Source organism: Rhodococcus sp. P4_B6 (genome assembly GCF_056402215.1).
This window is the reverse complement of record NZ_JBFUHV010000123.1, coordinates 1-20,990: the sequence shown is the minus strand read 5'-3', so window position 1 is coordinate 20,990 and position 20,990 is coordinate 1. Positions and strand designations below refer to the sequence as shown.

Below are 20,990 nucleotides of genomic sequence, written 5' to 3'. Positions count from 1 at the left end.
ATCAGGACGCCTGACTCTCGCGCATCCGCCACCGGATGCCGGATTCGAGGAAGCCGTCGATGTCACCGTCGAGCACCGCCGACGGGTTGTTGACCTCGTACTCGGTGCGCAGATCCTTGACCATCTGGTACGGGTGCAGCACGTACGACCGCATCTGGTTGCCCCAGGAACTGCCGCCGTCGCCCTTGAGCGCGTCCATTTCGGCGCGCTCCTCCTTGCGCTTGACCTCGAGCAGCTTGGCCTGGAGGACGCGCATCGCCGACACCTTGTTCTGCAGCTGCGACTTCTCGTTCTGACACGTCACGACGATGCCGGTCGGGATGTGCGTCAACCGGACCGCGGAGTCGGTGGTGTTGACCGACTGCCCGCCGGGGCCCGAGGAGCGGTACACGTCGACGCGGACGTCGTTCTCGTTGACGTCGATGTGGTCGGTGGTCTCGACCACGGGCAGGACCTCAACCTCGGCGAACGACGTCTGGCGGCGGCCCTGGTTGTCGAACGGGCTGATCCGGACCAGCCGGTGCGTGCCCATCTCGACGGAGAGGGTTCCGTAGCTGTACGGCGCCTTGACCGCGAACGTCGCGCTCTTGATGCCGGCCTCTTCCGCGTAGGACGTGTCGTAGACCTCGACGCCGTAACCGTGTTTCTCGGCCCAGCGGATGTACATGCGCATCAGCATCTCGGCCCAGTCGGCGGCGTCGACGCCACCGGCGCCGGAGCGGATGTTGACCAGCGCGTCACGCTCGTCGTATTCGCCCGAGAGCATCGTCTTGACTTCCATCGCCGCGATGTCCTCGCGCAGGCTGTGCCGCTCGGCGTCGGCGTCCGCGATGGCCTCCGCGCCCTCGTCCTCGGCGAGTTCGTAGAGCACCGGCATGTCGTCGAGCCGCGAGCGCAGTTCCTCGACGCGGCGCAGTTCGGCCTGGGAGTGCGACAGCTGGCTGGTGACCTGCTGGGCGTGCTCCTGGTCGTTCCACAGCTCCGGATCGGCAGCCTGGTGTTCGAGCTCGTCGATACGGCGGCGCAACTCCTCCACGTCCAGCACCGATTCGACGGTGCGGAGGGTGGTGTCGAGCTCGCTCAGGTCTGCGGATACGTCGGGATGCACGGTTCCCAAGGTTACCGGGTGCGGACAGGTGCCCTGTCACCCCTTCGTTCCGGCCGAAGTCACCCCTTCCGATCACGTGGCGCGAAAGCCTTGCGGACCCCGGAAGTGCCTTGTTGCATGCACGGGTACGCACTTGTTTGTGCCGCCATCCCGGACGGAGTCGACGATGACCGTGACCGACCAGTACCTGAAGAACAACGAGGAGTACGCCGCCGGATTCACCGGGCCGCTGCCCCTGCCCCCGAGCAAGCACGTCGCGGTCCTCGCGTGCATGGACGCACGTCTGGACGTCTACCGGATCCTCGGTCTCCAGGAGGGTGAGGCGCACGTCGTCCGCAACGCAGGCGGGGTGGTGACGGACGACGAGATCCGCTCGCTCGCGATCAGCCAGCGACTGCTCGGCACCACCGAGATCATCCTCATCCACCACACGGACTGCGGGATGCTCACGTTCACCGACGACGACTTCAAGAAGTCCATTCAGGACGAGGTCGGGATCAAACCGGCCTGGTCAGCCGAGGCGTTCTCCGACCTCGACGAGGACGTCMGGCAGTCGCTGCGCCGCATCCAGGCCAGTCCCTTCGTCACGGCGACCACCTCTCTCCGCGGGTTCGTCTTCGACGTCGCCACCGGCAAGCTCGCCGAAGTGAAGATCGACTGAGGTCCGCGCGGGCGCGGTACGACCGCGCGGTACGAGTAATCTGTGCGACCGTGACCGACCTCGACGCCGACCTGCAGCTCGCCCTCCGAATCGCCGACGAGGCGGATGCGATCACGAGGGCCCGCTTCGGGGCACTCGACCTGTCGGTGGACGACAAACCCGACCTCACCCCGGTCACGGACGCGGACCTGGCGGTGGAACGGGCGGTCCGGGCGACGCTGGAATCCGAGCGGCCCGCCGACGCCGTCCTCGGTGAGGAGTTCGGCGGCGACGCGCAGTTCTCGGGTCGACAGTGGGTGGTCGACCCGATCGACGGCACCAAGAACTTCGTGCGGGGCGTCCCCATCTGGGCCACGCTGATCGCGCTGCTCGAGGACGGCGTTCCCACCGTCGGCGTCGTGAGCGCCCCGGCACTCGCGCGCCGCTGGTGGGCGGCATCGGGTCGCGGCGCCTGGTCGACGTTCGACGGCTCCGAGCCCACTCGGATCGCCGTCTCGGCCGTCGACCGTCTCGGTTCGGCCAGCCTCACGTTCTCGAGCCTGTCCGGATGGAAGGAACTCGGCATCCGCGCGCAGTTCCTCTCCCTCACCGACGACGTGTGGCGGGTCCGCGGATTCGGTGACTTCTTCTCCTACTGCCTGCTCGCCGAGGGCGCCGTCGACATCGCCGCCGAGCCCGAGGTGTCGTTGTGGGACCTCGCGCCCCTCGACGTCCTGGTGCGCGAGGCCGGCGGCCGGTTCACCAATCTCGCCGGCGCCGACGGCCCGCACGGCGGCAGTGCGCTGGCCACCAACACTCTGCTGCACGACGAGGCGCTGTCCCGACTGCGCTGATGCAGTAATACAGGCAGCAGTCCTGACAAGGCCTCCGCCCTCCTCGGCTCCCGAGGAGGGCGGATTTCGTATGTCCGCTGTCTGCACCCCCCGCCCCCGAGAATCGGGCTCGAACCCGACGCGGTGGGGAGCTCGTGGGCACCGGAACTTACTCGATAGTAGACACCCACCTTACTGCTAAGTAAGATAGTTGGTGTCCACGCCCGAACACCGAGAAGCAGCTGGTGATCATGAGCAAGCAAGACACTGTTGCCCCCAACGGCAGAGCGAAGCGGAACCCCCGTGACACGTCCGCCGTCGGACTGAATCCCGTCAAGCGCGACGCCATGGGTGCCGCGATGCGCGTGCTGACCAAGATCACCGGATCCGATCTGGCCGAGAAGTACAACCTGCGCCAGACGATCGACCGGGTGACCTACGAAGGCACGAAGACCGGTTTCAAGACGCTCGGCGCCGCGACCCGCGGGTTCCAGAAGGTGTCCGGCGGCGGCGCACCGAAACGCCTGCCCGACAACCCGACCGCCAAGGCCGGCTACTTCGACCTGACCCCGAGCGACGAGCAGCAGATGATCGTCGAGACCGTGCGCGAGTTCGCCGCCGAGATCCTGCGGCCCGCAGGCCACGATGCCGACGCTGCCGCCGCCGCACCGGCGGATCTCGTGAAGCGCGCCGCCGAACTCGGCATCACCCTGATCAACGTTCCCGAGGAACTCGACGGGGCCGCCAGCGAGCGCGGGGCCGTCACCAACTCCCTCGTCGCCGAGGCTCTCGCCCACGGCGACATGGGGCTCGCGCTGCCGATTCTCGCGCCGAGTGGCGTCGCGGTCGCCCTCACCCAGTGGGGCACCGACTCCCAGCAGAAGACCTACCTACCCTCGTTCACGGGCGAGCAGGTTCCGAACGCGGCCGTGGTCGTCAACGAGCCCCGCGCACTGTTCGATCCATTCGCGTTGCAGACCAAGGCAGTCCGCTCCCCCAGCGGCTACAGGCTCAACGGCGTCAAGAGCCTCGTTCCCGCCGCGGCCTCGTCGGAACTGTTCATCGTGGCGGCCGAACTCGACGGCAAGCCCTCCTTCTTCATCGTCGAGGCCGACACCAAGGGACTCGTCGTGGAGTCGGACCCGAGCATGGGCCTGCGCGCCGCGGGGCTCGGCCGGCTCAACCTCACCGATGTCGCCGTGCCCGAGTCGGGTCTGCTCGGCGCCGCCGACGCCGACGCGCGGAAGGCCGAATACGCCGACGCCATCCGGCTGGCCCGCCTCGGCTGGGCGTCGCTCGCGGTCGGCACCGGGCAGGCCGTTCTCGACTACGTGATCCCCTACGTCAACGAGCGGGTCGCGTTCGGTGAGCCGATCAGCAACCGTCAGGCGGTCGCGTTCATGGTTGCGAACATCGGCATCGAACTCGACGGCCTGCGCCTGGTCACGTTGCGCGGCGCCTCCCGCGCCGAGCAGGGGCTCTCGTTCGCCCGCGAATCGGCCCTCGCCCGAAAGCTGGCGTCCGAGAAGGGCATGCAGATCGGTCTCGACGGCGTCCAGCTGCTCGGTGGCCACGGTTACACCAAGGAACATCCCGTGGAGCGCTGGTACCGCGATCTGCGCGCCATCGGCGTCGCCGAGGGCATCGTCCTGATCTGAGCGGCCGGATTCGAACTAAGGAAACAGTCATGATCAACCTCGAACTTCCCAAGAAGCTCAAAGCCTCCGCGAACCAGGCGCACCAGGTTGCGGCAGAAATCTTCCGGCCGATCTCCCGCAAGTACGATCTCGTGGAGCACGCCTACCCCAAGGAACTCGACACCATGGCCGCCATGGTGGAGGGCCTCAACGACTCCGGTAAGGGGGCGGCGGGAGCCGCCCTCGGACGCGGCGACGAACCGAAGGTCATCGGGAACGTCAACGGCGGCAACATGTCCTCGCTGATGAATGTCATCGAAACCTGCTGGGGCGACGTGGGCCTCACACTGGCGATCCCGTACCAGGGTCTCGGCAACTCGGCGATCGCGGCGGTCGCCACCGACGAGCAGCTCGAGCGTTTCGGCAAGGTGTGGGCGTCGATGGCGATCACCGAACCCGGTTTCGGTTCCGACTCCGCCGCCGTCACCACCACCGCGGTCCTCGACGGCGACGAATACGTCCTCAACGGTGAGAAGATCTTCGTCACCGCCGGCGAGCGGTCCACCCACATCGTCGTGTGGGCCACCGTCGACAAGACCAAGGGCCGCGCCGCGATCAAGTCGTTCGTCGTCCCGCGCGACGCCCCGGGCCTGAGCGTCGCCCGCCTCGAGCACAAGCTGGGCGTCAAGGCGTCGGACACCGCAGTGCTGCTGCTGCAGGACTGCCGGATCCCGAAGGACAACCTGCTCGGCACGCCGGAGGTCAACGTCGAGAAGGGCTTTGCCGGCGTCATGCAGACGTTCGACAACACCCGCCCGATCGTCGCCGGCATGGCCGTCGGCCTGGGCCGCGCCGCGCTCGAGGAACTGCGCAGCATCCTCTCCGACGCCGGTGTGGAGATCTCGTACGACACCCCCGCATACAACCAGCACGCGGCCGCCGCCGAGTTCCTGCAACTCGAGGCCGACTGGGAAGCCGCCTACCTGCTCGCCCTGCGGGCAACGTGGATGGCGGACAACAAGAAGCCGAACTCACTCGAGGCGTCGATGTCGAAGGCGAAGGCCGGCCGCACCGGAACCGCCATCTCCCTCAAGGCCGTCGAACTCGCAGGCACATGGGGATACTCGGAGCGACCGCTGCTCGAGAAATGGGCACGCGACTCGAAGATCCTCGACATCTTCGAGGGCACGCAGCAGATCCAGCAGCTGATCGTGGCCCGCCGTCTACTCGGGAAGTCGTCGGCAGAGCTGAAGTAGCACCCGCGCACGGCTCATGCCGTCCGGGAACGGGATTCACGCGAGATCGCGCCACCGGACGAGAACCTCGTGCACCGCTTCGGCGCCCTGCAGAGGGTTCGGTGGCGCGGGCAGGTCCGCGGGATACAGCAGGAACGGCGTGTTCTGGGGTCCACCGAGCCCGCCGTGCGATCCGACCTGGTCTTCGAACGCGGCGACCTCCAGGGTGTCCGGCCAGTACCGCCCGCCCACCATCAGGTCGGCGACGTTGTCGAACGTGTCCGTGCGGCGGACCCGGTCGAGGGCGCCGGGCCCGAAATCGGCGAGCGGATCGACGCCGTCGACCTCACCGGTGGCGACGTCGGCGCTGCCGGCAGATCCGAGCACGACCGAGCCGTCGTCGTCGCGGGCCACGAGCACGAACCCGATACCGGGATGTGTGACGAGCGCCGGAATCAGGTCCGGGTAACGGGCGTCGATCCATTCGCGGGTGGCGCGGCCCGGCACCTGCGGGAAGCTGACCAGCCCGAGATTGCCCGACGCGAGTACCACCGGATTCTCGCCCGGGGTGACGACGTCGGGAGTCGCTTCCGACCGGAGGCTGGCCTCGGCATAGCCGAGGCCCTCGGCGCCGCGCCCTCGGCTGCCGAGCGTGACGGAGTCGCCCTCACGGCGACCCGGGGCGTGGCAGGCGTCGAGCACGACGTCCTCGAGGCCCTTGCCGTAGCGGTCGCGGAACGTGGAACCCTGACTCTGCCCGTGATCCGACAGCACGACGATGCGGTAGGGCCTGCCCGCCTGGGCGGCGACGGCGGCGATCATCCCGATCTCGTCGTCGAGTGTGCGCAGGACCTTACGCGTCTCGGGGCGTTCGACACCGGAATGGTGGGCGACCTCGTCGTACCCGACCAGGTCGACGTACACGGGGCTGCGGCCCGCGATGAGATCACCGACGACCGCGGCGACGACGACGTCCGTCTCGACGACCGTCGTGAACGCACGGACCAGCGGATACAGCCCACCCCGCCGGACGCGCGGGGTGACGTCGGCGCGGCGTTGCCGGTACGCCTGCACGTTCTCCCGCAGCACCTCGGCGACGAGCCGAACCGCGGTGCGCACGGCGCTCGCCGGGTCGACGAAGTAGTCGGCGTATCCGGTTGCCCTGCCCCCCATCCGGGCGCCTCGCATACGGCTGACCACGAGGACGTTGTCGTCGGCGCCGCCGGTGACCAGGTTGCCGCGGCTGGCGCCCCCGGTGAGGAGACCGGGCCGGTGCGCGCGCTCGAGTTCGCGGGCGGCGTTGTCGGCGGGATTGCTGAAGACGGCGACGGTGCCGCGGGGCTTGTCGTACCACCGGAACGCGGGCACGTTGTGGTTGTCACCGTGCAGGATCCCGAGCTGGCTCGCACCGGTCTGACTGCTCCAGTCCGTGTGCCAGGACGTCAGGACGTGGGAGCCCCGGTGCACGAGCCCGGCGAGGTGCGGCGTGACGCCGTCGCGGATCGCGCGTTGCAGCACCGCGTGGCCGAGGCCGTCGATCTGGATGCAGAGCAGTCCGGGTTCCCCCGCCGCCGCGTCCGCACCGCCGCGACGTCGTAGCCGGGACCGGTTGCGGCGCACCAGCATCAAACGGTACGTGTCGTCGCGCCTGGCCGCGATGGCTCCGGCGACACCGGAACCGACGACGGACATCACCAGGGCCAGCACCAGCACGTCGGCGACCCGTTCCGTGGTGGCGACCGGTACGACCCGCACGGCGAGCACCATGATCAGCCAGTTCCCGGCGAACACGCCCAGGAACAGCAGCGCCGGACCGACCCACAGCATCGCGCGCACGAGCAACGGCCACAGGGTGACCGACAGCAGTCCGTACACGAGGGCGAGGAACAATGCTGCCGGGATGGTGCCGAAGGGGCCGCCCGCAGGTGTCGGACGCAGCCGGACCCCCGGCAGGATCAGGTCGGTCAGGACCAGTGCGACGGCGGAGACGAGCCACAGCACGAGAAATTCGGTGACCGTCCTGGCCGCCGAGCCCAGAGAGCGCATCGCAGACCTCCCTTTTGGGGGATCGTAAGGTCTGACAGGGAGTGGCGCGGCGGAACTCATCGCAGCAGCGTCACCGCGACGAGCGAACGGGACCGCCATGACCGAGAACGCAGGGGTGCTCATCCGGTGGCGGGGGCATGCGACGGTCGAGATCACGGACAGCGGGACGACGATCCTGACGGACCCGGTGCTGACGGCACGGGTGGCGCACCTGCGGCGTCGCCGCGGCCCAGACCCGATGGCCGACCCGGTGCGGCCGGACGCCGTGCTGCTGTCCCATCTGCACGCCGACCACACCCACCTGCCCTCGCTCGCCCTGATCGGGAACGACATTCCGATCGTCGTTCCCCGCGGCGCGGTGGACGCGTTTGCGGGACTGCGGGTGTTCGGCGACCGGCTGATCGAGATGTCGCCCGGGCAGGACGTGCGACTCGGTTCGGTGACGGTGCGCGCGGTGCCGGCCGTGCACGACGGCAGACGGTGGCGCCGTGGCCCACAGCGGGCGCAGGCGCTGGGGTACGTCGTCGACGGCGCGGCGTCCACGTATTTCGCCGGTGACACCGCCCTCGATCCCGCGATGGCGGAGTGGGTTCCGCGCTGCGACGTCGCGCTGCTGCCGGTCGGAGGGTGGGGGCCGAATCTCGGACCGGGACACATGGATCCGGAATCGGCCGCCGCCGCGGCGAGGTCCGTGGCCGCCGTGGTGTCGATCCCGATCCACTTCGGCACGCTGTGGCCGATCGGAATGGACGCGGTCCGGCCTCGCCGGTTCCACGGCCCCGGTCGCGAGTTCGTCCGTCGCGCGGACGCGGACGGCCTGAGGGCCGTCGAACTGGACCCGGGCGAGGCATTCCGGTGACTTTCGGTTACGACCGGCACCGGTGCCGCTGTCCTCTACCCTGACTGGTGACACGGTCCCGCCTATCCGAAGGGTTCGACATGTCAGTGCAGCACGTTCTCACCAAGCTGACGGACGCCGTGGGAGCTGTGCGGGTGATGAACCGCGCAGGCCTCGTTCCGTTTCCCCGCGTCGACCAGGGTGTCCGATCGATTCTGGCGGTGCGGAAGTACGGCCCGTTCGCAGGACCCGTCCACGCGAACGCCGAGGCGGGCCTGGATGCGGTGGCCATCATCGACGAGCGCGGCGCCCTCACCTACGCCGACATCGAGGAACAGTCCAACGCCCTGGTGCGTGCGTGGCAGACCGACGGCATCACTGCGGGCTCCGTCATGGGATGCATGTGCCGCAATCATCGTGGCCTGGTGCTCACGATGCTCGCCGCCGCCAAGAACGGCACCAAGCTGGTGCTGATGAACACCGGTTTCGCCCGGCCGCAACTCGTCGACGTCGCCGCCCGCGAGCAGGTGCAGGCGTTCGTGTACGACGACGAATTCCACCAGGTCGCCGAGGCCCTCCCGGACGAGGTGATCGTCTATCGTTCGTGGGCGGAGGAAAATTCGACGTCCCGGGTCCGCACGCTCGACGACGCGATGGAGGGCCGAGACCGCGCTTCGCTGCCCGCACCGTCCGCGCTCGGTGGATTCGTCCTCCTCACCAGTGGCACCACCGGCACACCGAAGGGCGCTCCCCGCGGACACACGTCGCCGCTCGCGTCGGCACAGTTCCTCGACCGGGTTCCGCTGCGGCGCGGCCAGACGATGATGATGGCGGCCCCCGCCTTCCACGGGACGGGAGTCTCCCAGTTCGCACTCGCGCTGGCGCTGGGCCAGACCGTGGTGATGCATCGGAAGTTCGATCCGGAGAACACGATTCGCCTGGTCGAGAAGCACCGGTGCGACACGCTGGTCGTCGTTCCCACCATGCTGCAGCGCATCATCGATCTCGGACCGGAGACCTTGGCGAAGTACGACACGTCGAGCCTGAAGATCATCTTCGCGGCCGGGTCCGCGCTCTCCCCCGACCTCTGCAAGCGCACCACCGCCGCGTTCGGCACGGTGCTCCACAACCTGTACGGCTCCACCGAGGTCGCCGTCGCCACCGTCGCGACACCCGCCGACCTCGAACTGGCGCCGGGTACCGCGGGACGGGCACCCGTCACGTGCCACGTGGAGCTGTACGACGAGTCGGGTCGGCGGATCACCGAACCCGAGACCGTCGGACGCATCTTCGTCGCCAGCGGTCTCAGCTTCTCCGGATACACCGACGGTCGCGACAAGGAGCGCATCAACGGCCTGCTGTCGACCGGCGACGTCGGGCACTTCGACCGCAACGGCCTGCTCTTCGTGGACGGCCGCGACGACGACATGATCGTCTCCGGCGGCGAGAACGTCTACCCGCTCGAGGTCGAGAACCTGCTCGCGGACCGCGAGGACGTGCTCGAGGCCGCCGTGATCGGTGTCGAGGACTCCGAGTTCGGCCATCGACTCAGGGCTTTCGTCGTGCCCGCCCCCGGGTCCGCGAAGGACGCCGAGGAAATGAAGACTCACGTCAAGTCGAACCTGGCGCGGTACAAGGTGCCCCGCGAGATCATCTTCATCGAGGAACTACCCCGCAACGCGACGGGCAAGTTGCTGCGCCGCGTCCTGATCGAGATGGACGTCACGGAGACATGATCCACCGGCCTGCGCCCCACCCGGCGCTCCGTCGCCGGCCACGGAACTGAATACGGAAACAAAAAAGAACCGGTGCCCTGGATTCCAGGACACCGGTTCTTCGGTGGTAGCGGGGACAGGATTTGAACCTGCGACCTCTGGGTTATGAGCCCAGCGAGCTACCGAGCTGCTCCACCCCGCGCTGCATGAACAAAGTTACACGAGCGAACGAACGGATTGCAAATCGCCCGGAAAGAGGCCGACTAGCAACCTTTCAGCACCACCCGAGTCACATCCGTTACCTAAAAGTTATGACCTGCGTCACACTTTTGGGAAAATCTGTAACGTTTTCGGAATCCGCAACTAGTGGGTCGACCTGCGAAAACACCGTGCGTTCATCCCAGTATTTGGACGCCCGTCACAGAAAATCGGCCCGTGACCATTCCGTGATCGCCGCGTACGTTCGTTGCCAGCCCGAAACCAACGGGCAACGCCGACCCGCCGCAGCTCGACCTGCCCCAGCGGGATCCGGAATCCCGACACCTCGAGGGGCAGGACGAGGACAGATCGACCAGCGGGTCGGCACACCAGCCGTCATCCACACGACCACCTCGTCGGCAGGCGCGGAGAGGAATCAACCACATGTTCAATTCCAGCATCGTCAAGCGGACCATGGGCGCAGTCGCACTCACCGGAGCAGTCATCGGAGTGCCGCTCGGCCTGAGCACCGGCACCGCTTCGGCCGCTTCCGGAGACTGGGACGCTGTCGCAGCATGCGAGAGCAGCGGCAACTGGGGCGCCGACACCGGAAACGGCTTCTCGGGCGGCCTGCAGTTCACCGACAGCACCTGGGCCGCGAACGGCGGCTCCGGCTCGCCTTCGAACGCCTCGCGCGAGGAGCAGATTCGCGTTGCCGAGAACGTCCTGGCGACCCAGGGACCCGGCGCCTGGCCGGTCTGCGGWCAGTACCTCTGATCCGCACCCACACTTGCCCGAGCGCCCTGCGCGCAGCACGACTGCGCGCAGGGCGCTCGGGCATTGCACGGCATCGTGCCTACACCACCGAGATCCGTTTCCCCGCCATTTACGCGTGAGCCGCTGCACAAATTAGTAGTGATCCCCGCCACATAACAACGGTGTAACGAATCGACTCCGAAACGATATCAAGCGCTTCTGAACTGCGGAAACAGGGAAAATTCGCCCTCGACGCCGGACACCTGTTCACCATTTTCGCCAGGTGAACTGCGGGCGAAGCTCCCGTACGGTCGCTCTCGGCCCGAAACAACCGGGCGAAAGCCGGCCCGCCGCTGCTAGCTCTGCCCCGCGGGTTCGGAATCCCCGAAACCTTCGAGGGGCAGGGACGCGGCACAGAATCGCAGCCCGGCGCGACGACGCGAACGTCGTCGCCCGCAGGCCGGCCACGCCAGCAAGCGCGGAGAGGATTGACCCCGCATGACCAATCACAGCATCAGCAAGCGTGCCCTCGGATGGATCGCCGTCACCGGAGCCGTCGTCGCCGTTCCGCTCGGCCTGAGCACCGGCACCGCCTCCGCCGCCTCCCACAACTGGGACGGCGTCGCAGCGTGCGAGAGCGGCGGCAACTGGGGAATCAACACCGGAAACGGCTACTACGGCGGCCTGCAATTCTCGCAGAGCACCTGGGAGGCCAACGGCGGCAGCGGCTCGGCGTCGAACGCCAGCAAGGCCGAGCAGGTCCGTGTCGCCGAGAATGTTCTCGCGACGCAGGGCCAGGGTGCCTGGCCGGTGTGCGGTCAGTACCTGACCACCGGTGGCGGCGCCGTCGCCGAGGCCCCCGCGCCCGCTCCGGCGCCCGCCCCCGCGGCACCGGCACAGGTCCAGGCGCCCGCTCCGGTCCAGCCCGCCGCGCAGCAGGCACTGGACGCCGCGCGTCAGGTCGCCGAGCAGAACGGCTACGGACAGCAGTTCCAGCAGCTGGTGAACGCCAACCCGCAGCTGGTCGACGCACTGCGCTGATCTTCCGCTCGTATACGACGAGGCCCTGTCATCCGGTTCGGATGACAGGGCCTCGTTCGCTCTCCCGGTGAAACGCCTCTACTTCGGGATCGCCTCGTACGCGGCGACCGCCTTCTGCACCCGGGCGAGGGCCGCACCGTACGCCGCGAAGTCACCGCTGCGCTGCGCCGACGTCAACGCGTCGAGCGACGCATCCAGCTCCGCCACAGCCGCCGAGACGTCCGTGCCGGACGGCGGAGTCGCCGGTGCGGTGGGCGCCGCCGGGGCCGCACCCTGGGCGACGGGCGGCGTCGTGCCGGTCTCCGGAGGTGTCCCCTCCTCGGCGCTGGGCGCCGTGGCCACCGAGCCCGTTCCCGCACCGAACACCTGGTCGAGCGCCTGTGCCAGAGTCGGGGCGTACCCGACGCGCACACTGTTACTCGGCGGCGGCTCGCGGTAGCTCACCAGCACTCGGGACAGCTGCGGGAACGTCGACGTGTTCGGGCCCGTCGAACTTCGCTCCGTGTACATCGGTTCGACGTACAAGATGCCGCCGTTCGCGATCGGCAGTGTCAGCAGGTTGCCGTACTGAATCTTGTTCGATCTCTCGAGCAGCGTTCTCTCCGACGCCACCCGCGGATCGGAGATCATCGAGTTCTGCGTCTGCTGCGGACCCTGGGTCTGGGTGTCCGTCGGCAATTGGAGCACCGTGAACTTGCCGTAGTTCTCCGGGTCCGATTTCACCGACAGATAGGCGGACAGGAACTCGCGGCTGTAACCCACCATCGCACTGGTCAGGTTGAACGACGGTTTCCCGGTCTCGGGATCACCGACCAGCACGTAGTACGGCGGCTGGTTCGCGCTCGTGTCGATCGTGGGATCGCTCGGCACCGACCAGAACGCGTTGTTGGTGAAGAACTCCTTCGGATCGTCCACGTGGTACTTGGCGAGCATCTCGCGCTGCACCTTGAACAGGTCCTCGGGATAACGGAAGTGCGCGCGCAGTTCGTCCGGAATCGAGTCCGCAGGCTGAACCGCGTCGGGGAACACACCCATCCACGCGTCGAGCACGGGATCGTTCTGGTCCACCTGGTAGAGCTTCACGGTGCCGTCGTACGCGTCGACGGTGGCCTTCACCGAGTTGCGGATGTAGGACACCTCCTTGCGGGGCAGCAGGCGGCCGGTGTTCTGGTCGATGCTGTCCTCCACCAGTCCGTCGAGCGAACTGCGCTGAGCGTACGGGTAGTCCTGCAGCGTGGTGTAGGCGTCCACGATCCACACGACCTTGCCGTCGACGACGGCCGGGTAGGAGTCGCCGTCCGCGGTCAGCCACGGTGCGACGTGCGTGACCCGGTCCCGGGGGTCCCGGTTGTAGATGATCTTCGAATCCGAACCGATGGCACCGGAGAACAATATGTTGCGTTCGGTGTACTTCGCCGCGAACGCCAGCCGGTTGAACCAGTTGCCGATCGGCACACCACCCGAACCGGTGTACGTGTAGCGCGAGGTGTCGGTGTCGTACTCCCGCGGATCCGAACCCTGGGAACCACCGACGATCGCGTAGTCGGCATCGGTGTCGGCGATGACCTCGCCGTAGTAGATGCGCGGCTGCTCGACCGGGATGACCTGATTGCCCGCGGCCTGTGAGGCGATGTCGCTCACCATGTAGACGGGGTAACCGCTGTTGCTGTTGGCGGCTTCCTCCGCGGACTCGCCTGCGGCGGCGTTCACCCGGTTCGCGGGGGCCGCGACCAGTCCGTTGCCGTGCGTGTAGACGGTGTGCTTGTTGATCCAGTCCGTCTGGTTGCCCGTCAGGCTCTTCGACGACAACTCGCGGGCCGCGACGATGTAGTCACGCATCTCCCCGTCGATGTCGTACCGGTCGATGTCGAGCGTCGGCGGGAAACCGTAGAAGTTCTTCAGCTGCTGCTGCTGGGTGAACGTCCGCGACAGGATGTTCGGGTCGAGCAGTCGCGTGTTCGCGATCGTCGTCACGTCGGCGGGCACGTCGCGCGGCGGCGTCGTCCCGTACCCCTGGTAGTCCTGGTACTCGACCTTGTCGTCGGTGATGCCGTACGCCTGCCGGGTGGCGGCGATGTTCCGCTCGATGTACGCGCTCTCCTTGTCGGCGGCGTTGGGGCGCACCGAGAACTGCTCCACCACGAGCGGCCACACCGCGCCGACCAGGATCGACGAGAGCACGAGAAGGGCTGTGGCCATTGCGGGAATCCGCAGATCGCGCAGGAAGATCGCCGCGAAGAACGCGCCCGCGCAGATGACCGCGATGGCCAGCAGGATCAGCTTCGCCTGCAGCACCGCGTTCATGTCGGTGTAGCTACCACCGGTGAACGTGGGCTCCTTGCGGCTGCTCGACAGCAGGGAATACCGGTCGAACCAATACGCGACGGCCTTGAGGAGAATGAACGTTCCCGCCAGCACTGCCAACTGGACTCGCGCCGCATTGGTCAGCGCGCCGCCCCGGCCCGCGAGCTTGAGCCCACCGAAGATGTAGTGCGTCACCAGGCTCGCGAAGAACGCCAGCAGCACCGCCACGAACAGCCAATTGAGGACGAAACGGTAGAACGGCAGATCGAACGTGTAGAAGCCGACGTCGAGGCCGAATTCGGGATCGGCGACGCCGAACGCGCCGCCGTTGACGAACAACTGCACCGTCACCCAACTGGACTGGGCGATCAGGCCGGCGAGCAGTCCCACCGCGATCGGAATCGCGAGGCCGAACAGACGCAGCCGGGTCATCACCGTGGTGCGGTACCGCGCCACCGGATCGTTGGGACCCGACACCGGGACGAACACCGGCCGCGAACGGTACGCGAGCAGCAGTGCCAGCCAGACGATTCCGCCGACCACCACCCCCACCACGAGGAAGAGCAGCAGACGGGTGACGAGGACCGTGGTGAAGACACCACGGAATCCGACCTCACCGAACCACAACCAGTCCGTGTACGTGCTGATCAGCCGAGGACCCACCAGCAGCAGGGCCGCGACGACAAGCGCCAGCACCAGCAGCACTCGACTGCGTTTGGACAACGACGGTAAACCTGCGGGGGGCCGCATGCCCACGTGCCACACTCCAAGAACTCGGCGACGTTCTCACGCCGCGGTCAACTGCACCGTTCGGTCGTCCACACCCCGAACAGCGAGGGCGTGACCGTTTCGTCCCACTCTACGTAACAACCGAGAGTTGCCGCCGTCGGTCCTGTTCCGGGGGTGCGAAGATGGGTCCTGTGAGTGAAGAGAATGTGAACCGAGAGACGGACGCCCTCGCCCGCTGCGTGCGTGAGGTGGTCGAATTCGTCGATGCCGGAGGGTGGGATCAGCCGCCCCAGATGTTCGCACTCGTCCCGACCGAACTCCTCGCGGCCGCCGAACCGAGCCTGCTCGACCAACTCGCCGACGGTGCGGAATTGACCCCGGTGGAACAGGATCCGTTCCCCGGCGACATCGACGGCGGGTCACGCGCACTCGACGAATTCCTCGCCACCACCAGCTGGCCCGAGTCCGTGGTCGGGTGCGCCCTCGTCCAGGAGATCGTGGTCCTGCCTCCCGAGGCGGAATCCGATCTCGACGACGCGCTCGTCCCCCTCCTGTCCGACCGCGACGCCGCCGACGACGCCGCACGGGCCGCGGCCGAGTCGCATCCCGACCGCCGGGCCGCCCGGCTCATCGCCGCCGTGCTGCGCGACGGACCGTCGCTGTGCCTGATGCAGTTGCGCCCCGACGAGGACGCCGACCCGTACGCCGGAATCGAACTGCTCACCTACGAGGACCTGGCGCCGAATCTCGTCAGCGCGCTGTACGCCACCCTCGACGCGACCGAAGAGGACTGACCGCTCCGCAGTCGAGAAGGACCGACCGCGCCGCAGTCAGCAGTGCGGCGCGTCGGCTCCGGCGTTGACGGCCTCGAGCGCGTCAACGGCCCCGTCGAGGTTCTCGACCTTCACCAGCCGGAGCCCGTCGGGTGCCCCCTGGCGTGCCTCGTCGCAGTTCTTCGCCGGCACGAGGAATGTCTCGGCGCCCGCTTCGGACGCGGCGATCAACTTGTACTTGATGCCGCCGATGGGGCCGACGTCGCCGTCGGAGTCGATCGTGCCGGTGCCGGCGACGAACTTGCCGCCGTTGAGTTCGCCCGGGCTGAGTTTGTCGATCACGGCGAGCGTGAACATGAGTCCCGCCGAGGGGCCGCCCACGTCGGCGAGGTTGAAGTCGATCGTGAACGGGACGTCCGGGACCTCCTCCGGCGTGATCCCCAGGTAGCCCTTGGCCTCGTCGTCCGGGCGGGCACCGAGCACCACCCGCACCGTGGTCTCGGCGCCGTCACGCCGGATCACGATCGGCACCTCGGTGTTCGGGGCCACGTCGGCCACCGCCTCCTGCACRCCGCCGACAGTCGACACCGGCTTTCCGTCGACACTGACCAGCACGTCGCCTTCGCGCAGCAGCCCCTGGGAGGGGCCGTCCTCACCGACCTTGGCGATCCGCAGGTCCACCGGCTTGCCCAGGAAGTGGAGCGCCGCGAGTTCGGCGCTGTCCTCCGACTGCTGGAAGTCGGCGTCGTTCTCCTGCTTGACCTCGTCCTTCGACTTGTCCGGCGGGTACACCTCCTCGCGGGGCACGATGCCCTGGCGTCCACTCGCCCACAGTCCGAACGCTTCGAACACGTTGAGGTCGTCGCGGACGGCGACCGTCGTCATGTTGAGGTGGCCGGTGGTGTCGTCCACGTCCGTCCCCGCGATGGCGACGACCTGCTCACCACCCACTTCGCCGAGGGTGTTGAACGTGGGTCCCGGCCCGAGAGCCACGAACGGCACCGTGATCACGGTGCCGAGAATGCCGAGTACCACGATCGGGGCCAGCGCAGCCAGAAGCGTCACGATCCGTCGATTCACCTGGACCAGCGTAGAGCGCGAACCACCGGGCACCGCTGTCGGCCGTCCGCGTGTTCGCCGTCAGCGTGACGCGGTCGGCAGCCACCGAACCATGCGCCTTGTACCGTTGAGTCATGAGCAATCCGCCCTTCGGCTTCTCCAAACCCGACGACGATCCCGATCGTGACAAGAACACGGGGGATCAGAACGGGCCCGACCGCGACAAGAACGCGGGCGGTTCCGGCGACTTCGGTTTCGGGGCGGGTGGTTTCCCCGCCGGGGGCTTCGACCCGGCCGCCCTCGGCCAGATGCTCACCCAGTTCGGCCAGATGCTGAGCGGGATGGGCACGTCGATGGGGTCCGGGGAGCAGACCGGCCCGGTCAACTACGAGGTCGCGAAGAAGCTCGCCCGCCAGCAGATGGGGTCCGTCGCTCCGATCACGCAGGGCAATTCCGAGGCGATCGCCGACGCCTCGCGGCTCGCCGAACTGTGGCTGGACGCCGCGACGACGCTGCCTGCGGGCGCGTCGAAGACCGTCGCGTGGACGCCCAACGACTGGCTCGACAACACCCTCGACACCTGGAAGCGGTTGTGCGACCCGGTGGCGGAGAAGGTGTCGGGCATGTGGGTGCAGGGGCTGCCCGAAGAGGCGCAGCAGATGGCAGGACCGATGCTCGGCATGATGAGCCAGATGGGTGGCCTCGCGTTCGGCTCCCAGCTCGGCCAGGCGCTGGGCCAGCTGTCGAAGGAGGTCCTCACCTCCACCGACATCGGTCTCCCCCTCGGTCCGGCGGGCACGGGCGCATTGCTTCCCGCAGCGGTGGAACGGTTCAGCAAGGGGCTCGAACAGCCCGACCGGGAGATCCTCGTCTTCCTCGCCGCACGTGAGGCCGCCTACCAGCGCCTGTACAGCCACGTCCCGTGGCTGCGTCAGCGTCTCCTCGCCACCGTCGAGGAGTACGCCCGCGGCATCACCATGGACTTCTCCGCCATCGAGGACATGGCGAAGGGGCTCGATCCGTCCGCGCTGACCGATCCGTCGCAGCTCGAGAACATCCTGCAGCAGGGTGCCTTCGAACCGCAGACCACACCCGAGCAGAAGCAGGCCCTCGAGCGACTCGAGACACTGCTCGCCCTCATCGAGGGCTGGGTCGAGGTCGTCGTCGCGTCGGCGTTGAACGACCGCCTCCCCGGCGTCGCGGCACTCAGCGAGACGCTCCGCCGCAGGCGCGCGACCGGCGGACCCGCCGAGCAGACGTTCGCGACACTCGTCGGACTCGAACTGCGTCCCCGCAAGGTCCGGGAGGCGGCGCAGCTGTGGACGCGCCTGACGTCCGAGTCGACCGTCGACGCCCGTGACGGCGTGTGGGCCCACCCCGACCTGCTGCCCGACTCGTCCGACCTCGACAGCCCGGACGCGTTCGTCGAACGGGTACTCGGGGGCGGCGACGGCGGCGACTTCGACAATCCGATGGCGCAGCTGGAGGCGACGGAGGCCCGCGAGCGGGCCGAGGAGGCCGAACGCGGCAAGTCCGGTAAGGACGACGAGCCGGAGTCCTGACCCCCTGATCGCACCAATGTGTCGGTAGCGGGAAGTCCGCAGGTCGGAGCACGTTTCGGCCTGTGGACAACTCGTCTTTTCCGGGCCGGCGACCAGTCGTGGCCTGGAATCCTCGGTGCGTGACCATCTCGCACCCGCACCCCGTCGGTGTCACCCTCGATCCTCGGATCGCCGTGCTCGTCCGCCCCGACGGGCGGGTGCAGTTCGGCTGGGATCCCGAGCGCGCACTCGTCCTCTCCCCACCGCCCGGAGTCCGGACCGAGCAACTCCTCGCCGTCGTCCGACTGCTCGACGGCAAGAACACGCGGCCGCACATCCTGTGGACGGCCGTCGGATACGGCCTGGCGCCCACGGACGTGTCGAAGCTGCTCGGCGATCTGGACCGCGCCGGTCTGATCGACGTCGCGGGCACCTCCCCCGTCGCGGACACGATCACCATCCGCGTGCACGGGCGCGGACCGCTGTCGGATGCGGTGTCCACCGGGCTCACCGACGGCGGCATCCGGGTCTCCCGCTCGTTCCGCTACTCCGCCGACGGCGATGTCCGGCGGTGGAACGCCCTGTGCGTCGTGCTCGCGGACGACCTGGTGGCGGACCCTCGCCTCGCTGCGGATCTGATCCAGAACGGGATACCGCACCTGCAGGTCCGGCTGCGGGACGGTCGCGGTGTGGTCGGTCCGCTCGTGCTGCCGGGCCACACGAGTTGCCTGCGGTGCGCCGATCTCCTCCGCGCCGCGTACGACGAGGACTGGCCGCACCTGTCCGCTCAGCTCCTGGGGACGGTCGGGCATGCGAGTCCCGCCGTGATCATGGCCACGGCCGCAGTCGCCCTCGGCCAACTCGAGGCCGTGCTGTCCGCCCCGCGCGGCGCGCCGCCCAGCAGTCTCGACGCCACGCTCGAGATCGATCTGGGGGCGCACCGCCTGGTGACGCGGCGCTGGCCGAGGCAGGCGAGTTGCAGCTGCACGTATCTGGCGCCCGCCGTGGGCGAATCGAACCGGCATCGGTGATGATGCATGATGGTGGGGTGCCCGACATCCCCCGCAGGAGTTCTGCCCGCACCGCGAAACTCGCGAGCATCCCGTTGGGGATCGCGGGGCGTGCCGCGATGGGGTTCGGCCGGAAGCTGACCGGCGGCGACAGGGACGAGATCGACGCCCAGCTGAGCGCGAAGGCCGCCGAGCAATTATTCGCCGTCCTCGGCGAACTCAAGGGCGGCGCCATGAAACTGGGCCAGGCGCTCAGCGTCATGGAGGCGGCAATCCCCGAGGAGTTCGCGGAACCCTACCGTGAATCGCTGAACAAGCTGCAGGCGCAGGCACCTCCGCTGCCCGCGAAGGCGGTCCACCGGATGCTCGACCAGCAACTGGGCACCAAGTGGCGGGAGCGGTTCCAGTCGTTCGACGACACCCCGACCGCGTCGGCCAGCATCGGCCAGGTGCATCGCGCCGTGTGGGCCGATGGCCGCGACGTGGCCGTCAAGGTTCAGTACCCCGGCGCCGACGAAGCGCTGCGCGCCGACCTGAAGACACTGGGACGGTTCGCGGGTCTGTTCGCTTCGGTCATGCCCGGGGTCGACGTGCGGCCGGTCATCGACGAATTCACCGCCCGCACCGAAGAAGAACTCGACTACCGGATCGAGGCGAACAATCAGCGCCGCTTCGCGAAGGTGTTCGACGGGGACCCGCAGTTCGCGATTCCGCACGTCGTCGCCAGCGCCCCCAAGGTGGTGGTCACCGAATGGATGTCGGCGAAACCGCTGTCGGCCATCATCGCCGACGGCACCCCCGAGGAACGCAACACTGCCGGCGCACTGCTCGCGGAGTTCCACTTCGCCTCCCCCACCCGCGTCGGCCTGCTTCACTGCGACCCGCATCCGGGTAACTTCATGCTGCGCAGCGACGGCCGCCTGGGGGTCATCGATTTCGGTGCCGCGGCACCGTTTCCGCACGGTCTCCCACCGGTGCTCGGGGCGATGGTCCGGCTGGCAGTCCACGAGCAGTTCGACGAACTGACGGAGTTGCTGCACGCCAACGGATTCGTCCTGCCGGGCAGGACGGTGACCGACAAGGAGATCGCCGACTACCTGCGTCCCGTCACCGATCCGATCCGTACCGAATCGTTCCACTTCACCCGCGCCTGGCTGCAGAAGGCGGCGGGTTCCGCGACCGACTTCAACAGTGCGCAGTTCCGGACCGCCCGGGCACTGAATCTGCCCGCCGAGTATCTGATGATTTTCCGGGTTCTCGTCGGCTCGGTGGGGATCTGCGCCCAACTGGACGCGTACGCGCCGTACATGGCGATCCTCACCCGGTGGCTCCCCGGGTTCGTGGCCCCCGACCTGTGAGTACTTGTTAACCGCGGGCGGTTAACAAGTACTCACAGGTGCTACGCACACACCAGAGCCGGCGTCTTGCGGGGACGTCCACGGGGACGCTTGCGGGCGATCACGACACCCTGGTCGAAGATCTCCCCACCCCACACGCCCCACGGCTCACCTCGATCGAGAGCGGCGT

General features: G+C 68.1%; 15 protein-coding genes, 1 tRNA gene and 2 pseudogenes. 12 read left to right on the top strand and 6 right to left on the bottom strand.

What is annotated here, in order from left to right; translation table 11 throughout:
• Position 1 precedes the first annotated feature (1 nt).
• A complete protein-coding gene (gene prfB / locus AC1DWT_RS36515) occupies positions 2 to 1,108 on the bottom strand; it encodes a peptide chain release factor 2 (protein WP_072937793.1) in 1,107 nt (368 codons plus the stop codon).
• 166 nt (positions 1,109 to 1,274) lie between these two features.
• Between prfB and AC1DWT_RS36510 the strand changes: the two genes are divergently transcribed.
• The 4 genes from AC1DWT_RS36510 (at position 1,275) to AC1DWT_RS36495 (ending at position 5,474) form a co-directional block, all read left to right on the top strand.
• Complete coding sequence (locus tag AC1DWT_RS36510) at positions 1,275 to 1,769, top strand: beta-class carbonic anhydrase (RefSeq protein ID WP_072937687.1); 495 nt, start codon at positions 1,275 to 1,277, stop codon at positions 1,767 to 1,769.
• Positions 1,770 to 1,819: 50 nt separating this feature from the next.
• Positions 1,820 to 2,602, top strand: coding sequence for a histidinol-phosphatase (gene hisN / locus AC1DWT_RS36505; RefSeq protein ID WP_072937686.1), 783 nt, complete (start codon positions 1,820 to 1,822; stop codon positions 2,600 to 2,602).
• 224 nt (positions 2,603 to 2,826) lie between these two features.
• Complete coding sequence (locus AC1DWT_RS36500) at positions 2,827 to 4,239, top strand: acyl-CoA dehydrogenase family protein (RefSeq protein ID WP_072937685.1); 1,413 nt, start codon at positions 2,827 to 2,829, stop codon at positions 4,237 to 4,239.
• A gap of 29 nt (positions 4,240 to 4,268) precedes the next feature.
• Positions 4,269 to 5,474, top strand: coding sequence for an acyl-CoA dehydrogenase family protein (locus AC1DWT_RS36495; RefSeq protein ID WP_072937684.1), 1,206 nt, complete (start codon positions 4,269 to 4,271; stop codon positions 5,472 to 5,474).
• 36 nt (positions 5,475 to 5,510) lie between these two features.
• Here the strand turns inward: AC1DWT_RS36495 and AC1DWT_RS36490 are convergent, their stop codons facing one another.
• Positions 5,511 to 7,499 carry a phage holin family protein gene (locus AC1DWT_RS36490; protein WP_477924377.1) on the bottom strand — a complete coding sequence of 663 codons (1,989 nt, stop codon included), beginning with the start codon at positions 7,497 to 7,499 and terminating at the stop codon, positions 5,511 to 5,513.
• A 97-nt stretch (positions 7,500 to 7,596) separates the two neighbouring features.
• Here AC1DWT_RS36490 and AC1DWT_RS36485 point away from each other — a divergent pair, with 97 nt between their 5' ends.
• Positions 7,597 to 8,358, top strand: coding sequence for an MBL fold metallo-hydrolase (locus AC1DWT_RS36485; protein WP_095860825.1), 762 nt, complete (start codon positions 7,597 to 7,599; stop codon positions 8,356 to 8,358).
• Between the two features lie 80 nt (positions 8,359 to 8,438).
• The gene (locus tag AC1DWT_RS36480) at positions 8,439 to 10,073 is read left to right on the top strand and encodes an acyl-CoA synthetase (protein WP_477924375.1); all 1,635 of its coding nucleotides are present in this window, start codon (positions 8,439 to 8,441) and stop codon (positions 10,071 to 10,073) included.
• A gap of 104 nt (positions 10,074 to 10,177) precedes the next feature.
• On the opposite strand, the gene AC1DWT_RS36475 is transcribed toward AC1DWT_RS36480, so the two are convergent.
• Positions 10,178 to 10,254 (bottom strand) — tRNA-Met (locus AC1DWT_RS36475).
• Between the two features lie 440 nt (positions 10,255 to 10,694).
• Here AC1DWT_RS36475 and AC1DWT_RS36470 point away from each other — a divergent pair.
• Together AC1DWT_RS36470 and AC1DWT_RS36465 are read left to right on the top strand one after the other, a co-directional pair.
• Positions 10,695 to 11,024, top strand: a pseudogene (locus tag AC1DWT_RS36470) (transglycosylase family protein); the annotation flags it as partial.
• Between the two features lie 480 nt (positions 11,025 to 11,504).
• Positions 11,505 to 12,047 carry a transglycosylase family protein gene (locus tag AC1DWT_RS36465; RefSeq protein WP_477924373.1) on the top strand — a complete coding sequence of 181 codons (543 nt, stop codon included), beginning with the start codon at positions 11,505 to 11,507 and terminating at the stop codon, positions 12,045 to 12,047.
• A 78-nt stretch (positions 12,048 to 12,125) separates the two neighbouring features.
• Here the strand turns inward: AC1DWT_RS36465 and AC1DWT_RS36460 are convergent, their stop codons facing one another.
• Complete coding sequence (locus AC1DWT_RS36460; RefSeq protein ID WP_072937678.1) at positions 12,126 to 15,107, bottom strand: UPF0182 family protein; 2,982 nt, start codon at positions 15,105 to 15,107, stop codon at positions 12,126 to 12,128.
• Positions 15,108 to 15,262: 155 nt separating this feature from the next.
• Here AC1DWT_RS36460 and AC1DWT_RS36455 point away from each other — a divergent pair, with 155 nt between their 5' ends.
• On the top strand, positions 15,263 to 15,874 hold the full coding sequence (locus AC1DWT_RS36455) for a PPA1309 family protein (protein WP_072937677.1): 612 nt from the start codon (positions 15,263 to 15,265) through the stop codon (positions 15,872 to 15,874).
• A gap of 36 nt (positions 15,875 to 15,910) precedes the next feature.
• On the opposite strand, the gene AC1DWT_RS36450 is transcribed toward AC1DWT_RS36455, so the two are convergent.
• On the bottom strand, positions 15,911 to 16,933 hold the full coding sequence (locus tag AC1DWT_RS36450) for a YlbL family protein (protein WP_072937792.1): 1,023 nt from the start codon (positions 16,931 to 16,933) through the stop codon (positions 15,911 to 15,913).
• Positions 16,934 to 17,046: 113 nt separating this feature from the next.
• Here AC1DWT_RS36450 and AC1DWT_RS36445 point away from each other — a divergent pair, with 113 nt between their 5' ends.
• The 3 genes from AC1DWT_RS36445 to AC1DWT_RS36435 all read left to right on the top strand — a co-directional run bounded on the left by AC1DWT_RS36445 (position 17,047) and on the right by AC1DWT_RS36435 (position 20,821).
• The gene (locus tag AC1DWT_RS36445) at positions 17,047 to 18,474 is read left to right on the top strand and encodes a zinc-dependent metalloprotease (protein WP_072937676.1); all 1,428 of its coding nucleotides are present in this window, start codon (positions 17,047 to 17,049) and stop codon (positions 18,472 to 18,474) included.
• 119 nt (positions 18,475 to 18,593) lie between these two features.
• A complete protein-coding gene (locus AC1DWT_RS36440) occupies positions 18,594 to 19,484 on the top strand; it encodes a hypothetical protein (RefSeq protein ID WP_477924369.1) in 891 nt (296 codons plus the stop codon).
• Positions 19,484 to 20,821 carry an ABC1 kinase family protein gene (locus tag AC1DWT_RS36435; protein ID WP_477924383.1) on the top strand — a complete coding sequence of 446 codons (1,338 nt, stop codon included), beginning with the start codon at positions 19,484 to 19,486 and terminating at the stop codon, positions 20,819 to 20,821. The genes AC1DWT_RS36440 and AC1DWT_RS36435 overlap by 1 nt, the downstream gene beginning before the upstream one ends.
• Before the next feature lie 41 nt (positions 20,822 to 20,862).
• Here the strand turns inward: AC1DWT_RS36435 and AC1DWT_RS36430 are convergent.
• A pseudogene (locus AC1DWT_RS36430) lies at positions 20,863 to 20,990 on the bottom strand (WhiB family transcriptional regulator); the annotation flags it as partial.

Bases quoted from the DNA above. Each gene is read 5' to 3' on its own strand.
- AC1DWT_RS36495 (WP_072937684.1), top strand. From the start codon at position 4,269: ATGATCAACCTCGAACTTCCCAAGAAGCTCAAAGCCTCCGCGAACCAG.
- AC1DWT_RS36490 (WP_477924377.1), bottom strand. From the start codon at position 7,499: ATGCGCTCTCTGGGCTCGGCGGCCAGGACGGTCACCGAATTTCTCGTG.
- AC1DWT_RS36485 (WP_095860825.1), top strand. From the start codon at position 7,597: ATGACCGAGAACGCAGGGGTGCTCATCCGGTGGCGGGGGCATGCGACG.
- AC1DWT_RS36480 (WP_477924375.1), top strand. From the start codon at position 8,439: ATGTCAGTGCAGCACGTTCTCACCAAGCTGACGGACGCCGTGGGAGCT.
- AC1DWT_RS36465 (WP_477924373.1), top strand. From the start codon at position 11,505: ATGACCAATCACAGCATCAGCAAGCGTGCCCTCGGATGGATCGCCGTC.
- AC1DWT_RS36455 (WP_072937677.1), top strand. From the start codon at position 15,263: ATGGGTCCTGTGAGTGAAGAGAATGTGAACCGAGAGACGGACGCCCTC.
- AC1DWT_RS36445 (WP_072937676.1), top strand. From the start codon at position 17,047: ATGAGCAATCCGCCCTTCGGCTTCTCCAAACCCGACGACGATCCCGAT.
- AC1DWT_RS36435 (WP_477924383.1), top strand. From the start codon at position 19,484: ATGATGCATGATGGTGGGGTGCCCGACATCCCCCGCAGGAGTTCTGCC.